Origin of the sequence: Pseudidiomarina sp., from assembly GCF_048268165.1 — a bacterium.
Lineage (GTDB): Bacteria > Pseudomonadota > Gammaproteobacteria > Enterobacterales > Alteromonadaceae > Pseudidiomarina.
In genome coordinates, this window is the sequence record NZ_JBLWWA010000011.1 from 1 (window position 1) to 17,958 (window position 17,958).

Consider the following 17,958-nt stretch of genomic DNA (forward strand, 5'->3'; position numbering starts at 1 on the left):
TGGGTGTCGTGGTCGCTTGCTTATGCAGTTTGATGTCCATATACCTGCTCCCGGATGCATTGCTTTAGAAGCTCTCTAGCGGCCAATAGAGGATAACTTCTATAGCTCATGTGATCATCAGGGACCCTACACCTAGTAGGGCAATGCGTGTTATCCATTAATGGAGTGAGTCATGTCCCCCAGCGGCTGTGACAGTATAAAGGGGTTATTGCACCGGACTGTTTTATAAAAAATCATCTTGAGGGCCAACTTTAAAAGTACCCTTTTCCTTGTATAAGGCTATTCCATGCTCAATGTCGATATCTGTATCAAACAGGATCCCCCAGTCACCATTCTCCATGAATAATATATTACGTGGAGTGAGGGCATTGAAAATTTCTTCTTCACTAAAGAATTTATCGTAAGTATTTTTTAAGTACACAGAAATGCTAGGAATTGAAGTTTTAATAATATCTTCAATTCTTTCTTTATATTCCGAGAATGCTGTCCTTTGCTGGTCAGAAATTCCCTCTCCATTGTAGGCATGAGCTGTAATCTGAACATCCACTCCCGTTGTATTCCACCAATAAATGCTTTGCCTTCTATACCAAGAGTGCTTGTACGCCATCTTCCCAAAAATAGGATCGTCAAGCGTGGTAGTGTTAGCGCTTTTAGTCATTTATGCGAACCCCTTCTTTGCTTCAGAAATACCGCCAGAGTGTGGAATGTTTCCGTGAACCAATGATGGTACAAGATCCATAGTTTTCTGATCGCTTCGCTCATGCCAGCTTAGGCCATTTTCTTTACGATAGACTCTTACGTCCGAAGGAGACCAAGCTTTTCCATTTTCTTCTTTCTCTGTCCATTGCTTAGCGCAATTCTCATCGGCCTGAGTGAAGTTGGCATTTCGGTCGGCCGTAAAATCATCTATCTCCACGGTCGCTTCACTAACAGCCTCAAAATTTGGCTCCCCCTTTTCAAAAGGGATGGATTCAAAACTAAGCTCTTCTTTTATCTGTTGCCATGTCATTCCTTCGGGATTGTGTTTTTTGGGTGAAATGCCATCATCCGACACCCAGTCCGAGTCTCCCCTGTCGCCACTCCACTCACCACCGCTTTCAGGCAAGTATCTTCCTTCCGCCGCATAGTGATGAGCCTCGACTTCTATGTTATGAGAAAATCGGGGCACTATCTTTTCATCCAGCTCAGATGTATCTATCTGTCCCTCATAAGAGGAGAAAGTGATAGGCTTGTCCAAATCATCAATGCTGAGTACTTCCCCTGCCTCTAAGGATGTGGGGGTGAAAGATGGTGTTTCTTGTAGTAAAAATGATTTACTGAACTCCATCAGAAGCCCCTTTGTTCGATATGGTTACGCCATGCGGAATAAATTTCTATATTTCTATGATTTTGTTGAGCAAAATTATTTAAAAGGCATTGTTGGGTCGAGAGACGTAGCTCTATTGAAATGTCTCCAGCAAGCGTGCTTACTATGTTGTCTAATTTTTCAGCAAGCTGGCCTATGGGGAGTGGGTGCTGGGCAATCTTGTTAACAAAGTTGTGACAACCCAGTAGACATACCACTTTCTGAGCGGTAAGAGAAAAGTCCTCTGTCTTTAGCGTTGTGCTTCTAACATCTTCTTTATATTCGTTCACTTCTTTACTTAGTTTTGCTGTTACATCATCTTTTAATGCTGGGTCGGACAAACCCTGCTCTATGAGCTGGAGGTTTATATCACTCTTTACTCGGTTTCTGAGAATAAGCTTCAATGCTTCTTTGTTGAAATGCTTACGGTTGAATTGTGTAGTCTCTGCAGGCTTGCGATAAATCACTTCCTGTCCAGAAAATTTGTTGACTTGGCAGAGTACTGGTTCCAACCAGTCATTCTGATAGACGACCGCAACCCCCTTTGGCAGTTTGGCGATCTCATCGAGTTGTTCGTCCCTCAAGGCCGCGGATTTGCCTATCAAGCGCCGATCAGCCTCCTCAGGCAGGCGCAGAATGATTTTTGTACTGGTATTACGAATGGCAGCGATATCAACGGCGTTGGGGGATTGGTCGACGATGATGAAACCCTCGCCATAAGTCCGCATCTCGGCAATGGCATTGGTTAGCATTTCAACCGCTTTGGCGGCAACACCATTCCCTTCACTAACACTGTCCGATGTACGGCGGAGTATGTTGTGAGCCTCCTCCAATACCGTGATATGACGCAACGGCTGGTTCATGCCTCCCTGAGTCATGCGATATTCACTTAAACGCATAACCAAAAGGCCCATAATGAGAGCCTTGGTTTCGGAAGAGCCGACACGGCTGAGATCAATAATCACGCGACAATCGAACAACTCTTCGTCACCAACTTCGTCGCTAGTGAAAATCTGCCCGTTCAGCCCGTTGGTGAGAGAATTAACACGTGTAGAAAGCGAGCCAATGTAGTTGCCTTTAAGTTCTTGTGAATAGGCCGAGTCCTCAATAACCCTCTCCAATGCTTGAAGAAGATCTACGAAGGTAGGAAAAAGGTCGTTACCATTACTATTAGTTGAATCATCAAGGTTCCAACCGCAATCCCGATAGGCATTCAGCACCGCATCTTTTAACACTGCAGGCATGGCCGCATACATTGGCCAGCAAATATTGAAGATTTCGACCAAGCGATCAATGTGCTCCAGCACATGAATTCCTGATGGGAATCGGAAAGGGTTAATCTTGAGCAGTTCGGTATAATTCGGGTTGGTACCGAACACGCGAACGCCGGGCAATTGACCGAAGACATTCTTGTATTCCCCCTTCGCGGGTTCGATGACAAGAAAAGGAATATCAGCTGCGCTGATCTGTTCAAGCATACCGTAAAGTGTATTGCTTTTGCCTGAGCCGGTAGAGCCGCTGACGAAAACATGGCTTGTCAGATGATTAAGGTTCAGCGAGATATTCTGAGGTAGGTTTTGCCACAGGTGGCGCAGTTTTCCCAGGATCAGACTTTTCACCGCGTCGGTATCACTTGTCGTATCGTCCAGGCGCTGAACCTTGCGGCCAAAGGTTTCAGTGGTGACGACAGAAACCGTTGAAGTAGAGCTGCGTGGTAAGCTCAGTTGGATCGCCAACTCTTTGCCTGAGACCAATGTCGCCGGCGTAAGATAAGTGATAGGGATCTGTTTCGAGAAGTTCGTTTGAAGCTGAGGGTGTCGGAATGTCGCTAACCAGTCGATGATGTTTTTCTTGTTTCTGGAGTTCCAGGTACTTAAGGCAAAATCTTCATGGCTGGATTTACTGCCCCGGATCAACCCGAGGAAAATACTGGCCAATGACTCGGAAGACGCTTGGCTATCTCCAATAAAATAAGCTGCAGAGTTCCATCCGCCGTAGGTTTTAGCTTCGTCGATACGCTCCAGGTGGTGATCGATTCTACGCAGTAACTGCTCAATACTCTTGTCGGTGGCCTCAATCGAGACCTGTTTGCTCGACCCTAAAGTCTTGTTTAGCGAGCGACTATCAGTAACACCCGTTGTTTGTGTGGTCGAGGTGGTTTCGGAGGTAGCAGTGCTTTGGTTGGTGCTAGAGCTTTCGTTCGTGCTATGGGCAGTCGAATGGTTTGACCCAGTAGTTCTCTGGTCAGCAAAAGCGCCCGCGACTGTACCACCCAATTGGGCACCTAGCATGGCACCCATTGGGCTTTGGCTGACCACCCCACCAATAGCCATGCCTGCTGTAGTAGCGACGATAGAGGCGGTTTTTGCGGTTGCTGTCTGCTTGCTTTGAGACTCAGAACTGCCTGTCGTTTCTGTCGTGGATGTTCCCTTGGTCTCCGTCGTACCCTTGGTCTCGGTCAGCCCCAGACTTGTGCCCAGTGATTCGCTTAGGCTCTTGCTTATATTTAGGCCAACACTATTGCTCTCCTGTTCACCGAACGATAACTGCTGTTTGAGCAGCGGGGAAAGTTGTGTGGCGACTTGCTCATAACCTGCACGAATCAGATCGAGGTTCTGCGAGGAAACCGGCTCGGCCAGAATAATAGCCTGATAGGCACGGCCTTCGGCGGCATCAATGAAGCGCTCCAGACCCTGCATGAAGTGTTCGCGATTATCGGTGGAAAGAGCAGGCACCCCTGTCACGGATGTGACGCAGGCAGAAGGATTATTCCGCTGCTCCTGTACATTATTGAGCAGTTGATTGGTTTCTTTCAGCGCTAGAGGGTGCAATGCACTACCTGGAAAATGTCCTTTGAAAACTTCCTTTAACAAGTCGCCTGAATTCTTACCCAGCAATTTGCCGGGCTCGCCACGAGTGCCGAGATAAAGCTCGGTCTGTTGCCCATCGGAGTTCAACAGCATGAATACCGCATATCCGGCGGCACCTAGAGCGGTATAGGCAGCCGTTGTGCTTTCCAATACGGATTGCTTATTGGCCTGAACAATACGTTCAATATGGAACAGTCGCATATCGGCGGCACGGCTGAACTGTGCCTCGGACGTACTTGTCTCTTGAACCGGGTACTGATCAAGTTCCGCCAGATAGCTGCGGTTAATTAGAGTTTGCGAGGCTGCCAGTGAAAGGGCAGCATTTTCTTGGACTTCACGAATGGCCAGAGGCTTTGAGGATGTATTGCTCATTAGTTCTGTCCATTTATCAAAGTAATCAGGAGAATCGCGAGGGCGGCAACTGCACCGCCAATTATCAGCGCGGTCCTAAATACTCGCTTGTGTTCGGCATTGTGCTGCTGAGGTTGGCCGCTGGCAGCATGGGAAAGCGTCTGGCTGCTGCTGTCGTGAGATTGTGTGTTGCGTGCAGCAAAACCTTCGACACCCTGCTGGCGCAGTAAGCTTCGTACTTCGACCAGATGTAAAAAACGCTCTTCGGAGAAGTTGGTTTTCAGGTAGACAACTTGATTAGCATAGTACTCGCTGTCCCAGAGCTTGCTGTCGGTCACCATGCCACGTGCGAGCATCTTCTCCGAGTAAGCCTCGAACAAGCCCGGCACCCTAGCCTTGGTCCACTCGAGATCAGCCCGCAGTGCGTCGCTGGCTAGATTATTTCTGTTCAACTCCAAGCGTAGAGCAGTTCTTATAGTGGGCAGATCACCTGATGCAACGAATTTTTGGAGGTTATCAGAGGGTGTGTGGCTTGAAGCCATGTTGGGTGTACTCCCTTGGTTAGAATTGGAAAAGCGAGGTGGTGAAGGCACGAAGCCTTTCACGCCTTTATCACGCAAAAAATCACGTACCTCAATTAGATGCTCAATTCGCTCGCGGGAGAAATTGTACTTAGCGTGCTCAATATGATGGTCAAAGTATGTTGTGTTCCAGGCTTTGGCTTTCTTGCTTAGAATGTTGTCTTCATTTTGTTGGAATTCACTTAGCAGTTGGGGAGCGTGCCGCGTAGCCTCATTAATGAGGCCACGCAAGTGAACCGAACTGACTTCAGGTTGATTGAGCGATGAGAAAAATTCTTTCCTAATCTTATCAAGCCACTCATTAGTCAAAGTCATGGTGCTCTCCCTATTAAATAGCCAGCGTACTATCGAGGTTGGTCTTAAAATTTTCGATCCACGTATGAAGCTCTTTGGCTTCGGCAATGGCTTGCTCGCGGGCTTCACGATCTGTGGCTTTTTCTTTCAGAGAGTCAAGCAGCTCCGCAAATTTAAGGTCGAACTCGTCAGTCATGAAAGCTACGAACTGGTCAATCTGTCGATTCTTCCCAACTTCAATTTCGTCTCGCGCATTTTGTACCAACTTGCTAAATTCCGTTTCGATATGTGTGAGCCTGTCTTCCCACAAGGCACCAAGATCAACGTAGCTTTCAGTACCGTATTCATTAACAGTTTTTTTGCGGCCCCAAGAGAAGGGGTTATACCATTTTGAGTCTTTAACTGGCCGTGAGCCGATGACAACTTTCTTTTCTTGAATATCGTTAGCTTTAACGTTCAGATTGAATGAAATATCGGCGACAGTTTTCTTGATCCCTTCTAGGATTGGCAAGTCTAAATGCTCAGACTCTAGGAAAATATTAGCAATGTAGCGCTGGTAGTCCGCTTCCAAGTCTTTTCGAACGATATCTTGAGTCGAATTGAAGAGGTTCTCGTAGGCATTTATCAGTTTTTTGTGGTGGAACTGGAGGGTTTCCTCGGCTTCCTGAACGCGCATTTCTGCGATGTTGACTTTGACGGGTTTCTGCTGCTTGTCGAAGCGCGCCTCTAGTTTTCGAAGGAATGGATCTGCTGTTGCCTCTAGCTCGAGCAACTGTTGTTCTGTTTCCGGTGGCAGCGTCTTACCTTCCCGTTCCAACTTACCTTTGTAGGCCGCAGTATCAAAGCCCATTTTCTGGCGCTGCTGCAGGGCCTCAATTTCTTCGTTGAGTTGCTCCAGTTGCCGTTCGTTCTGGCCGAGCTGTTCGATCAGTTCGGCTTCGTTCAGTCCAACCTCGATAGCACGCATTAAGGCGTCATAGGCGCGCTTGAGGCGATGTGGAACGTTGTACTTGTCGATGTATTCGTCAATCATTGCCTCGACAGCAGGTAAACCACTGCTCAACATCAAGGGGGAGAGATTTCTCTGTTGTAAGCTGCGTTTCACCTTTTCAGTGATCGGCATATATTGCAGTAGGTTCATGCTTTCCTCTTCGCTGAAGAGGTCAGCCATGGATCGGAAATCACCGCGTTCCTTGCGAGTGTGCTGGTCCTGGGGCTTGCGAATAAGGCGCGTCAGGTTGGCCGAGGCCGGGTAGATTAAAGGGCTATGGATGTCGTTATCGATCAGGTATTGTTTAACCCGTGACAGTACTTGTGAAGGATGTTCGCCGCTTTCTGGGTCGAACACGTCCATCTTGTTAACCACGAAAATAAAGCGATCCTTACTTTGCTTTCCACCCTTGTGCATGGTTTCGGCGACCAAGCTCAGTAGGTTGCGGTCGTCATTGGTGCCTAACTGGCTTGCATTGAGTACATAGAGAATCAGCGGATTACGTTTGGAATCTTGAACGAAGCCCATAGTCGTACGCTGATGTTCTTCATCTTGGCTGTTATTCGGACCGGGAGTGTCGGTCAGTACCAGGCGTACATCGGGGCGCTCCTGAATGGCTGCGATGTTACCCTCGATGTCGATCAGCTGGGTATCGGCTAACTGATTCCACTCCTTCAGCAGTTCCTGATCGGCTTTCTCTTCTTCACCTACCAATTGGCCGCTGCGGTCGAAGCGTTTGGCCGTAAAGTGATCGGGCTTCTGGTCATTATCGGTAATTCGGGCAAGGGTGGCGGTAGTGGCTTCATTGGCGGCGGGCAGCAGATCGCGACCCAGCATTGCGTTAATCAAAGTTGACTTGCCCGATGACATGGTTGCTACAACATACACGTCAAAGTCCCGATTGAAGGCTTCTTCAATTGACTGGCGCGCTTCATCGTTTTCTTCGATAAAGCGCTTGAATGTTGGATGTTCGTTCGCCTCACCTATTAGATCACGGATCTTTTTTAGGCGTTGATCGGCTGGCTCTGACTCTCTCCATACCAGTTCCACCTGCATGCCGTTAGCAATAGCATCATGAGCCGCTTCCTGAACATCTAGAAAGTCTGATTCCACGCCCTGGAAAACAATGTGGAAATTATTGTCTTGGTTAAACAGTTCACTCAATTCGCTGAATAGATCTTCGACCCAAAGTTGTAGACGTGACTCGGTATAGCTGGACAGTTTGCAGCTAGCCGCTGGCGCTTGGCCATTGATCCTAAATTGGGTATCCACCGTAAAGGGATTGTGGATGATTTCAATTTTATTCATGCTGATACCTTGTGTTTTGCTTTTTCTTTACGGGGTTGTGCCTGCAAGAGTGCTGCCCGCTGCCGATTGATAATTAGGACCACTGCCGCTAATCCGCTATACGCCATCAGAAGGTAGAGTTCACTTTTGTCAGCTGGGGTGTCAGTGGTTTTTCGGGACGTGATCTGCATGTACTTCTTAACGTTTTTGCTGATAACGTCAGGTACACGCGAAGCATTAAGAAGAGCGCTACTATCTTGTAAGTAGATGTCCCTGAAATTCGCGAATTCGAGACGTTGTTTTCTTGAAAGAGGCTTGCCTATCAATTTTTTCCTAGCATAAAGCGCCGCATTGGCGATCATGGGAACGATGGTGGGGTTGGTAAAGCCAATATCGACAAGATAAGCAAAGGCTTGCTCAACGTGTTTTGTGAGACTTTCCCCTTTTTCGCAATCCAGCTGGTCGACTTTATTCAGGATAAAAATGACCTCATGTGGCCGCTGGAGTTGGGCTAGTTCGTTTTTGACGGTTGTTAGTAGAGTTCTGTCATCGCGTGTTCCAAGCTGAGTAGCATTTAGAATGTAAAAAACCATATCGAATGGAATGTTCTGAATGGCGTCTATAGTCAGTTGGGCGTGACGGGGATCTTGACTGTTATTGGGGCCAGGCGTGTCATGCAGCGCCAGGCCTTGTGCAGGTCGGCAATAGGTACTGAGGTTCCCTTGCAAGGCAATATTTTTGACCCGGTCATCACTGTTCCATGTTTTTAGCTGCTCAGCCTGAACGTTTACTACCGAATCCAACAGGTCGCCATTGTAGGCATAGCAGCAAGCGCTGGTTGACTTGCTTTGGTCATCATGACTAAGAGTCGTGATACATGCAGTGGTGGCTTCATTGGCAGCATGCAGCAAGTCATCCCCAATAAGTGCATTGATGAAGGAGGATTTTCCTGCACTCATTGTCGCCAAAATGAGTATATCGAAAGGGGGATAAGTGACTGAAGATTGCTCTCTATACTTAGTCAATGTGATGTCAACTTTTGTGGTCGTGAATAGAAATTACCCACCTGGTTAATTTTCCGCTTGATATTCTTTACTCATGCTTTGGCTTATGTATCTGAATTTACAGCCTACACGCACCAAAGGGACTTACGGGCTTGGTGAACTCAGGCATAAAGTCATGCCAAGGATTTCTATAGGCTCAGTTAAAATTTTACTTTGTAGTCAGGCGACATTTAATTAGCTATCGGCTGTTAGCCTGATTACTTTAGAAGCCACTACATTGAAATATCCCAATGGATATCGTCCGCTTCAAATGCCTGTTGAGGTGGCCTGCAATACGTTCGAGATTAGCCCCGCTATTAGAGGATGCGGTCAACACTGGGGCCATTTGGATCGTTTGTTGCATCGGCTATGGATGCTGTATTCATGTCTAAATGTGTTCCCACTGCATGGCCGACCCCTTTGTTGGCTACTGGACTCATCATAACGCCCTAGTACGACGTATTGTGTCGCATTGGATGATGATAAAGAGGGTGTTAAAGGCTATGCGTCTGCTTGCTCAGCCAGCCACTGATATATCACCTGCTGCGCTTCCGATGATGGCTGGGTATTTCGTACGCCGTGTGCTTGGCTGAGTCCCCACTGGTGGCCCTGAGGCGCAATGGCAATCGTGACCGATTCCGGTAGATGCAGGTGATAAATCGCGACATGGCCCAGCGCAACGGGGCGGTCATAGCTGCCCACACAGTGGTGCATCCGCCTCCCTTCTAGCAGCAATCCTTTCCACGATGTGATGGCCGTAATGGCACCACGGTTAGGTAGTGGTGGTGATGGGTAAGGCCCATGGCGCTTCTCAAGTAAAGCGACATCACGGGCCATATCCCCCATACCCATGCGCGTATTAAAACGTGTTACTTGTCGGTCGTGCAGTGCTTGCAATCCTGTCACCGTCGTTACGCGATGTAGCGCCTCCAGGTTAGCCTCGGCCAAGCGCTGAGTATCGCTCAGCATCTCTTTCAGCCATGCACTCCCACGGCCAGCACGGCTGGACGTTAGCGCGTCATCCATTAGCAACAGTAAGCCCGGCCAGCGCTCACCGTCGTAATTCGCTAAGAACATAAGTTGCTTCACGTAAGGAGCGGGGTAATGCCGTAACAGCCGGGTCGTCGACGGGTCGTGAAGTGCGCGTTTAAGCACGATAAATTCCCGCTGAATCATAGGGCAGAGCTGACACCGACGGAGCAGCTTGGCGCTGGCCCGTGTGTCTGGCAAGCCGATTATGCCGCATAGCGTGGCTTGTTTTTCGCTAAGCACAGCAGAAAGTGTCTGTTCAGACCACTGTGCCTGCAGACCTTTATCGACGAGCAGGATAAGCAGAAGTGGCGACGATGTTGCCAGTTCTAACGCTGCACTCAAACGCCCAGCCACTTGCGCCAGCGCGACGCCCAGGAAGGGCACCGAATTAATGGCAACTCGGAGTGCCTCTGGCATGCATTGGGTTAAGGCACCGCCGTGGGTATCCATCAGCGTGTTCCAGCTAATACCGGGCGGTTCTAAAAAAGCGCCTGACGCCAGCGGCTCACCTTCCGCCTCGCTTAGCCACGCAAAGGGTGTTGCAGATTGCCAAGGAGAAAGCCGCACCACCATCGGATAACCCACCGCAGAAGACATATCAAGTGCAATGCGGTGATCAAATGGTGGCTTCTTATTAGGCCAGAAGCGCCGCAAAAAGCCAGAAAGCCCGCTAAGGCAGGTGGATGTAAAGGGCTGGCTGATCAGGGAACGCATCGATTGTTTAACCTAAAGGCAGGGTGGTCGACTGATGGTGATAGATGCATGCGACGTTAGGTGTCGCTTGATTGGGTTAAGCTAGTACTAATGGTTTAGTAAGGTATTTGTAGGATCGACTATTTCTTCTTATAGCATAGTGATAACCTCATTATTATTAATGATTACTCACTATTTAGCATGATAAAAATAGTGCGACGGGGGGCGGAGCTTTTGCTCACCCTCCTGGCATCCCTTTATCGCCTCTGGTTGAAACTAGGAAACAGGCATGTCAGCTCTTTACGCCCTCGGTGAGCGAGTGGTTATGCGTGATTGCGAATGGATCACCCGTCGTCGGGCAGACCTCAGTGACGACGGCGGCTATGTGCTCACCGTGGAGGGCCTTTCGGAGCTGGTGAGCGGCAAAAGCGCACGTTTTCTTATCAAACTGGAAGAGTAGACCGGTGCCATTCGCATGCTCGACCCCGCTGAATCTCGGTTACGGCGTGAGCAGTCTTAAATTAAGATAGGTTCGGGTTGGGATGCAATCGCTAAGTTTGCTGACCCAGCTGTTGAGGGCCTCATAGCACAATATCGTGCAGCGGGTATGCCAGCGATCTCGTAAATGATAAAGACGAAGTAGTGGCGAATCTGGAGCTTGCTTGGTGGGGCCCATGCATTAGTGTTGCTATAAATGAGCAAGATATTCAGGCGTCACGGAAGTTAGATTGGCGCGACGATAAGGTCAACTTCACCATCGAAAACGTCCAACAGCTACAAGTTGTATTGCTGTCAGGATGAAACGGTGAGGTGTCCATTGTTACTGAACAGGATCAATCCCACTCTGACCCACAAAGTTGTGACAGGAAAAATCAAATCACCCACAAGATGCTGGAGGACTGACCAAAGATGACGGTTCAGGTTGCAACATGCAGTGCTGCCCAGTTGTTTTCCGGTCACTTGCTGGGAGATCAGGTTACGGGTGATGCTCGCATTCTCAGCAGTGATGGCACGGCCATTGTTGGGGAGTTGACGATTCCCGAGTATCAACGCCCTTACTGTTGGCAGGATACCCAGTTGAGCGCTTTGCTGCAGGATATTACTGCACACAGCAGACACCGCCCGGCGCTGTCTTACTACCTTGGCAGCCTGATTCTGCATCAGGCCCATGGTCAATTGAATATTATTGATGGCCAGCAGCGCATCACCACCTTGGCGTTGATGGGTTGCTTGCTACAACCGCACAGCGAAATTCAGGCTTCTTTGCTGCAAGGGTTGGAGTACGAGCATCCCATCAGTCAGCAGCAGATCAAGCACAACCTGAAATGGCTGAAAGAGAAATTCAGCAGCCAGCCGGAGTATTGGCAAGGTTTGGTGGATTTTAACAAGCTGCAGTTCACACTGGTGGTCACCCAGTCGGAAGACGACGCTTACCGCTTTTTTGAAACCCAGAATACCGGGGGTGTGCGTTTGGGTGGGCCGGATATTATTAAGGCGCACCACCTGCGTGCGGTAGATAAGCTGCATCAGAAGCCGTTTGCCAAACAGTGGGAATCCTTGGGCAAGCTGGATGAAACCGTCAGCGCGCTGTTAAAGGGCCGCTATTGGCAGCGGATCGGTATGCGTGAGCTGCCTTCGCATCAGCAAAAAAAGCAGCTGCGGGACTGCATCGTGTCGGAATTCGCACAACAAACCGGCAAGGGTGAAGATATCGCTTTTGGCCGTACCTATCGCTACACCGGACTGTCAGGTGATGTCAGCCACCATCAGGCGCAACAGGGCTACGATGTGCGCCAGCCGCTGAATGCCGGGGTCAATACCATTCGTTATCTGAGCTATTTCCAGGGCTTGTATAACGGCTACTGGGAAAAACCCGACTTGCCCCATCTGCCCGGCTATCATTCACTCATCGTCTGGCTCAAAGGCATGGAGGGCTGCGGCTATCTGGAAGGTTTGTACAAAGCTTGCCTGCTGCTCTATATCAGCCAGTTCGGCGAGAACCAGCTGGAACAAGCAGCCAAAAAACTCTTCCTGGTGGTGTATTCACGTCGGGTCAGCAATCAGAAAGCCGTGCGTGAAAAATCAATTTATGCCTTTACCAGAGAGTATCCGGTACTGGATTGGATCGGGCTCAGTTACACGCCGGAGCAGTGTTTCGCCTATCTGGATAGCTTTGTGTTAACGGTGGAGGGCAGCAATCTGGATAAAAACAGTGTGAAAAAACGTTATATGGACAAAGTCTGCGAGTTCTTTGCTTTGGAATTGAAGCCTGGGCAATACAAAGAAAGCTTTGCTCAGGCGCTCACTCTTAAAGTGGCAGGAGATCCACTATGAGTTCAGTGGCAACCTGCCATCAGGTGAACACAGAACTACTGACCTTGCAGGAGGTGAACGACCGTGGCCTGGGCTTTCTGATTCCCAGTTATCAGCGGCCCTATGTCTGGTCAGACGACGATGTGGTCAAGTTGTTTGAGGACATTAAAGAGGCTTTCTCAACCGGCGAGACGCAATACTTTATTGGTAGTTCGCTTTCTGCTCGGCGAGCTTTTGACGATCGAGAAGTGTATGAACTGATCGACGGACAGCAGCGCACAACGACCCTGATGCTCATTTCTATCGCCTTCAAGGCAAAGGCAGAGGGCGTGTATTCGAAACTGGCCGAAGTATCGCTGTTGGCTGAGCATTCACGCCTGAGCTTCGAGATCCGCGATTCTGTCAGCAATCTGCTAGGCAGTTATGCGGGGCTGGAAAAGCTTCCCCGGCCAGGGGATGAAGAAATCAAACACGATGAATACCTGAAATCGCTGGCAGCCAACCTGACAGTGCTCCAGCAGCAGGTCGAAAGACTGAAAAAGGATCCTGACTTTGATCTCGGTTCCTTTGCCGATTACCTGTACAGCAAGGTTATTTGGGTCAATAACATCGTGCCAGTCACCATGGACCTGAACCGCCTCTTTGCCAGCATGAATACTGCCGGCATTCAGTTGGAGCCGGTGGATCTGTTGAAAGCTCGCCTCCTGAAGAAGATCAACACCGATAAAGCGTTGTATAGCAAGATCTGGCAGGCTTGCGAGCATCTTGAAAACTATTTCGAGCGCAACCTGCGTCAACTGTTTCCCCAAACCGGTTGGAATGATCTGGAATACAAGGCTCTGAAACGGTTCAGTGGTGCCTTTTCACAACCGGAAAGCGCATCGGGCATAGAAGATAGCAGGGGTAAATCAGTGGTTCTGTTATTGGCAGAGGTGAATGCCGGCGATGCCCCGGAAAATGCCAAAGAGATAGAATTGAACGACACTACGGAAAATATCGACGCAGAAACGGTGTACTGTCGTTCCATCATCGGCTTTGAGCTGCTGCTGATTCATACCCTGCGAATTTTTCATGCGCAAAAGGGTTGGCCTGATCTGGGGCCACGCATCAAAGCCGGTAACTTACTAGCCTGCTTTGAGGGGTTGCTAAAGCAGGATGAGGCCGTCATTAAGGCCTTTATCGAGCTACTGTGGCAAGTGCGCTATCAGTTTGATACCTGGGTGGTGAAGTGGGTTGAACATGATGACAGGGAAGACCCTCAGTTACGTTTAACCACCATCAGCCGATCCTTGTCTGGAAATCATTACTACATCAACCGTACGGCAAAAGATCTGGGCGAATTGGTGCAGTTGCAATCTGTGCGTAATTTTACCGGCGATCGCTCAGCCCAGTATTGGCTAACAGCGCTGCTTGGTCGCTTGATTGACCAGCCTGATATGACGGACTCACAGGTGCTGGCAACACTGGAACAGCTGGATAACGAACTGTCGTTAACCACTGAAACCCAGAAAGAAGCCAGCTTTAAAATAGCCAGCGGGCGGAACCCAGTGTTGGCTGCCTGGTTCACGAAGGAGCGGTATTTGGATACGCCCCTTGGTACCAGTTTTGAGCACTACTGGTTTCAGAAGCTGGAGTATCTGCTGTGGAAGAATGGCGATAAGCGCAATGACAAGCTGAAACGCTATCGCATCACCTCGAAGAATTCTATTGAGCATGTGCATCCTCAGAATGAGGAGCATAAAACTGTCCTAGCAAAGAGTTCATTGAATGCGTTCGGTAACCTGGTGCTATTGAGCCCGGGTGAGAACTCATCCTACAGTAATCAGACTGTGCTCAAGAAAAAGGCAGATTTTCAAAGTAAACCCAGGTATGACTCATTAAAGCTCAGAGAGATTTTTGAGCTGCACACCGATGTCGGAAATCAGTGGGCCGAGGCAGAACTTGCCACACACCAAAAACGGATGCTTGAGGTGCTGCGGATGCATTACCAACAGGGAGAAGGCAGTGATGGTTAGCCAAACCAATGAGCAGACACTGGAGACTACTATCGAGCAGGCCTTCACTGGTATGACAACCGAAGAGCTGAAAGCTGCCGGCGATGTGAGGAAAACACCGGCCGACGATCTGGTGGCCAACAGCGGTTTTCGTCTTGGCTTGCCTATGGTTTTTAAAGCCCAGTACGTCATTGATGAAAAGCTGTTCTGGCGATTTTTTGGAGCAAATTCAGAGCATTCAGCTGGCTAAGCTAAAAAGCATAATCCTGCTGACTGGCAGTGCAAGCTACTGGAACGCTATGACCGGCTGATGAAAAAGCACATCTTACATCTACTGAAAAAGGGCCTGTCAGTCGATCAACGGCTCATGGATCCTCCTAACTTTTAGCATAATACCCGCAGGTGTCTACGAAACCTGGGGCGATTCACTCCTTCCATTGTCCTAGTAACTGGCGACTATGAGTGAGTATCAATGTGTTGACCTGTCGCTTGGCGATAAGGCCAATGGCCGTTACGGTTTTGCCGAACGCGGTCGGCGCATGCAGCACCCCGGTATCATGCTCGGCAAGTGCCTCCACAGCCCTATTCTGCTCATCACGCAGCGTTGCTTTCAGACTGATGCCATTTAGAACCTGGCCGGGTAGTCTGCGATCATCGAGGTTTACTGTAATTCCTTGGCCCAGCAGCAATGTTTGGAGTTCGTCAAAACAGCCTCTTGGTACCGAGAGATAACCTTGCTCGATTCGGGCACATGAGATGTAGCGAGGGATGCCATGCGTTGAGAAACGAAGTGCCTGTGAAAAAGACGGGATTGGCAAAGCTCGCCATGCGCTTAATGCGAGCAGCCAGCATCCCTGGTATATCTGACAACTTCATATAAATATGATTAGCCAGTATGAGCGTGACGGTGTCAGGGCATCCGGTTATTTTCTTTGCCTCAACGGGTAGCGCTTGCTCCCAAGGCAATGCAGCGTTTGCGGTAGTATCGGCATCAGGTTTCCTGCCGATCTTTTCTCCGAGCTGATCCGGTGAGAGAGATTTTTGCCGACTGAGTAGGGCCCATTGATCCGGATAAAGTGTCAAGTTATCGTCAACGAACACTGTACAGCCGCGATGTCGCGCCTGGTGTTGAAGTGGCAGGGCAATCAAATTGCCAAACCCACCAGCAGGTATCGTGTCCTGATTCGGGAACAACCGGTCATAAGAACTGAAGGACAAGCCAGGATGGAGATTCATGGCTTTATCCAGCAACTTAAATCCCAACGTCCTCGCTGACCAGGCCGGAACGGCTTCCGAAAAGAATATCCACAGATGGGCACCCGCTCCTGACCGAGAGATCTCAACAAGATAAGGAATATCTTCATCACGACAGGCTTGAGCAAGCGCAAGAACGTCAGCTTTCCAATTCTCTTTATCAAAATCGACTGCCAGCAAATAGCAGGAGCTATCCGGCAGTAAAGGGTAAAGGCCAGCCACCTGCTTGCCAGAAAGATGGTCGTACACCGCGCTGACGTTTAGGGGTTTGAATTGTCGGTGGGGACATTCCCCGCACTTGACCTGGGGTTTCTGACAGAGCCCTGGGACCCATTCATTCTCACAAGCGACGGCATAGCCGGAACGGCCATTGGAGTTCTGCCAGCGAATCGCATAGACGTCCTGCCTACCACGAAAAAGCTTCCCGAACAGCTCGACTTTTTGATCGGGGGTTAGCGGCGGTGCAGTGAGCCGGTGCGCAACATGCTGCAGCTCGCGCTTCCGGGAAAGAAGATCAGCCTTTTCCCTCTCAAGCTCTGATAGCCTTAACTCAATAGCAGCAAGCTCTTGATCTGCTCGGATACCTACCTCGTGCTTAGTGCAGTTACTTTATTTGATGATTGCGTGTTTCAGTAGAGGCTTATGAACGCTAATTTACCGTCAGGGCTTTAACAAAGTGAGCATCATCATGCCCATTTTTCTGGTGTTCACGGCTGCATTAGATTTTCTAATTCATCCGCTCGCCTAGTGGTTTCGCTGAGCAAACATGAATTGGCGTTGATACGCGCCATTGTTCCTCCTTCTGGGTCAGCATAGAAACCGCAATTGGCTTCCTTGTATGTAATCCATATCTGTTGGACGCTAAGCAGCTGGTCGCGACGTTCATCGCTGAGGTGGCCACGAAGCTGCTGGTAGTTGTCATTGAGCCGCTGGTCCTGGCGTTCATATTCGTTTGATATGCAGGTGACTATATCGAGAGTGCTAACCGCTTGCTGCATACATGCCTCATAGGATTTTGAATATTCGTTACCGTAAGCGGAAGCGCTAGTCAGAAGGGTAGCGACGAGTAAGAGACGTTTGATATTGAGGCGTTTCATGGCGCTATTGCTCTCTGTTCAATTGTTGTACTGATGCTTGCCGACAAGAAAATGGCGATTGGCTTAAATTCATTGCTTCTATTATCAAGATAGCTAATTATTCTGAAGTATGGTTGCGAGCGCATACCGCACAGAAAAGCAGAGGTTACCGAGTCGTGAAGCTGTTACTTTTTATAAATCCCTGCTCACTAAAAAGCTATTGATTTAAAAATGAGAAACGCGCTGTCCTTACCCCAGCTATGGGAAAGCACCAAATACGTGTCGTGGCCCAAAAGCCACAGTAACCCCATGGTGCGCGTGCCACGCCCGTCGGGGAAACCTGAAACTAAGTCGATCCCGCGCTTAGCCAGTGAATACGATACTTTTGAGCGCTGCCTTGCGTATCGAGACCAACGTGGCAGAGAGATTTGGGGCGAGCGTCGTTGGAAGGAGCTGTTGCGAGTAGAGGCACGCTCCGTCGCGCGTCATCGTGAACGGCCCGCTGGCCCGATGACGGGCGTTTACCACTATGAGCGCCCCACGGGAACAACACTCTGGGTGGCGGCTTGGTATGAGTTGATGCTCGACGGATCACGCAAAAAACGCAGCGCGCAGTTCAGTTACGGTACGTCACGCACCCGCTATGCGACCTCAGAAGAAGCCATGCAGGCGGCGATTAAGCGGCGGCAAGAGGAAGAGGCGCGCTGGTACTGTGTCGTGGGTAAGCGCGATCAACGGCGAGTGAACCAATGATGTAAGGTTCCAGCCTCAAGGAGTGTCGATGGCTTTTCGTTTTCAACGTCGTATTTCGCTTGCGCCCGGCGTGCGCCTGAA

At 49.5% G+C, this 17,958-nt stretch carries 16 protein-coding genes; 5 read left to right on the forward strand and 11 right to left on the reverse strand.

Annotated elements, in window-relative coordinates; genetic code table 11:
- Window positions 1-223 precede the first annotated feature (223 nt).
- The 8 genes from ACN0UY_RS11690 to ACN0UY_RS11725 form a co-directional block, all read right to left on the reverse strand.
- Entirely contained in the window at window positions 224-658 is a 435-nt protein-coding gene (locus tag ACN0UY_RS11690; RefSeq protein ID WP_417667306.1) for a DUF6985 domain-containing protein, read from the reverse strand.
- Window positions 659-1,327 carry an HNH endonuclease gene (locus tag ACN0UY_RS11695; protein WP_417667308.1) on the reverse strand — a complete coding sequence of 223 codons (669 nt, stop codon included), beginning with the start codon at window positions 1,325-1,327 and terminating at the stop codon, window positions 659-661.
- Window positions 1,327-4,587, reverse strand: coding sequence for an ATP-binding protein (locus tag ACN0UY_RS11700; RefSeq protein WP_417667310.1), 3,261 nt, complete (start codon window positions 4,585-4,587; stop codon window positions 1,327-1,329). Before ACN0UY_RS11700 ends, ACN0UY_RS11695 begins: the two co-directional genes overlap by 1 nt.
- A complete protein-coding gene (locus ACN0UY_RS11705) occupies window positions 4,587-5,462 on the reverse strand; it encodes a hypothetical protein (RefSeq protein ID WP_417667312.1) in 876 nt (291 codons plus the stop codon). The genes ACN0UY_RS11700 and ACN0UY_RS11705 overlap by 1 nt, the downstream gene beginning before the upstream one ends.
- A gap of 13 nt (window positions 5,463-5,475) precedes the next feature.
- Entirely contained in the window at window positions 5,476-7,740 is a 2,265-nt protein-coding gene (locus tag ACN0UY_RS11710; protein WP_071695214.1) for a dynamin family protein, read from the reverse strand.
- On the reverse strand, window positions 7,737-8,744 hold the full coding sequence (locus ACN0UY_RS11715) for a dynamin family protein (RefSeq protein WP_417667314.1): 1,008 nt from the start codon (window positions 8,742-8,744) through the stop codon (window positions 7,737-7,739). Before ACN0UY_RS11715 ends, ACN0UY_RS11710 begins: the two co-directional genes overlap by 4 nt.
- 335 nt (window positions 8,745-9,079) lie before the next feature.
- Window positions 9,080-9,205 carry a hypothetical protein gene (locus ACN0UY_RS11720; protein WP_417667316.1) on the reverse strand — a complete coding sequence of 42 codons (126 nt, stop codon included), beginning with the start codon at window positions 9,203-9,205 and terminating at the stop codon, window positions 9,080-9,082.
- Window positions 9,206-9,263: 58 nt separating this feature from the next.
- Entirely contained in the window at window positions 9,264-10,508 is a 1,245-nt protein-coding gene (locus tag ACN0UY_RS11725) for a PcfJ domain-containing protein (RefSeq protein WP_417667318.1), read from the reverse strand.
- A 268-nt stretch (window positions 10,509-10,776) separates the two neighbouring features.
- Between ACN0UY_RS11725 and ACN0UY_RS11730 the strand changes: the two genes are divergently transcribed.
- The 4 genes from ACN0UY_RS11730 to ACN0UY_RS11745 all read left to right on the forward strand — a co-directional run bounded on the left by ACN0UY_RS11730 (window position 10,777) and on the right by ACN0UY_RS11745 (window position 15,044).
- Complete coding sequence (locus ACN0UY_RS11730; RefSeq protein ID WP_417667320.1) at window positions 10,777-10,947, forward strand: hypothetical protein; 171 nt, start codon at window positions 10,777-10,779, stop codon at window positions 10,945-10,947.
- A gap of 449 nt (window positions 10,948-11,396) precedes the next feature.
- Entirely contained in the window at window positions 11,397-12,821 is a 1,425-nt protein-coding gene (locus ACN0UY_RS11735; RefSeq protein WP_417667322.1) for a DUF262 domain-containing protein, read from the forward strand.
- Window positions 12,818-14,815 carry a DUF262 domain-containing protein gene (locus ACN0UY_RS11740; protein WP_417667324.1) on the forward strand — a complete coding sequence of 666 codons (1,998 nt, stop codon included), beginning with the start codon at window positions 12,818-12,820 and terminating at the stop codon, window positions 14,813-14,815. Before ACN0UY_RS11735 ends, ACN0UY_RS11740 begins: the two co-directional genes overlap by 4 nt.
- Complete coding sequence (locus tag ACN0UY_RS11745) at window positions 14,805-15,044, forward strand: hypothetical protein (RefSeq protein WP_417667326.1); 240 nt, start codon at window positions 14,805-14,807, stop codon at window positions 15,042-15,044. Before ACN0UY_RS11740 ends, ACN0UY_RS11745 begins: the two co-directional genes overlap by 11 nt.
- Window positions 15,045-15,219: 175 nt before the next feature.
- Here ACN0UY_RS11745 and ACN0UY_RS11750 read toward each other — a convergent pair whose 3' ends face one another.
- The 3 genes from ACN0UY_RS11750 to ACN0UY_RS11760 all read right to left on the reverse strand — a co-directional run bounded on the left by ACN0UY_RS11750 (window position 15,220) and on the right by ACN0UY_RS11760 (window position 17,046).
- Window positions 15,220-15,372: a DEAD/DEAH box helicase family protein gene (locus tag ACN0UY_RS11750; RefSeq protein ID WP_417667331.1), complete on the reverse strand. Its 153-nt coding sequence runs from the start codon at window positions 15,370-15,372 to the stop codon at window positions 15,220-15,222.
- A 124-nt stretch (window positions 15,373-15,496) separates the two neighbouring features.
- Window positions 15,497-16,630 (reverse strand): TOTE conflict system archaeo-eukaryotic primase domain-containing protein, encoded by a 1,134-nt coding sequence (locus ACN0UY_RS11755; RefSeq protein ID WP_417667333.1) that lies wholly within the window; start codon window positions 16,628-16,630, stop codon window positions 15,497-15,499.
- Window positions 16,631-16,755: 125 nt separating this feature from the next.
- Window positions 16,756-17,046 carry a lysozyme inhibitor LprI family protein gene (locus ACN0UY_RS11760; RefSeq protein ID WP_417667327.1) on the reverse strand — a complete coding sequence of 97 codons (291 nt, stop codon included), beginning with the start codon at window positions 17,044-17,046 and terminating at the stop codon, window positions 16,756-16,758.
- 309 nt (window positions 17,047-17,355) lie between these two features.
- Between ACN0UY_RS11760 and ACN0UY_RS11765 the strand changes: the two genes are divergently transcribed.
- Window positions 17,356-17,877 (forward strand): hypothetical protein, encoded by a 522-nt coding sequence (locus ACN0UY_RS11765; RefSeq protein WP_417667329.1) that lies wholly within the window; start codon window positions 17,356-17,358, stop codon window positions 17,875-17,877.
- Window positions 17,878-17,958: the final 81 nt, after the last annotated feature.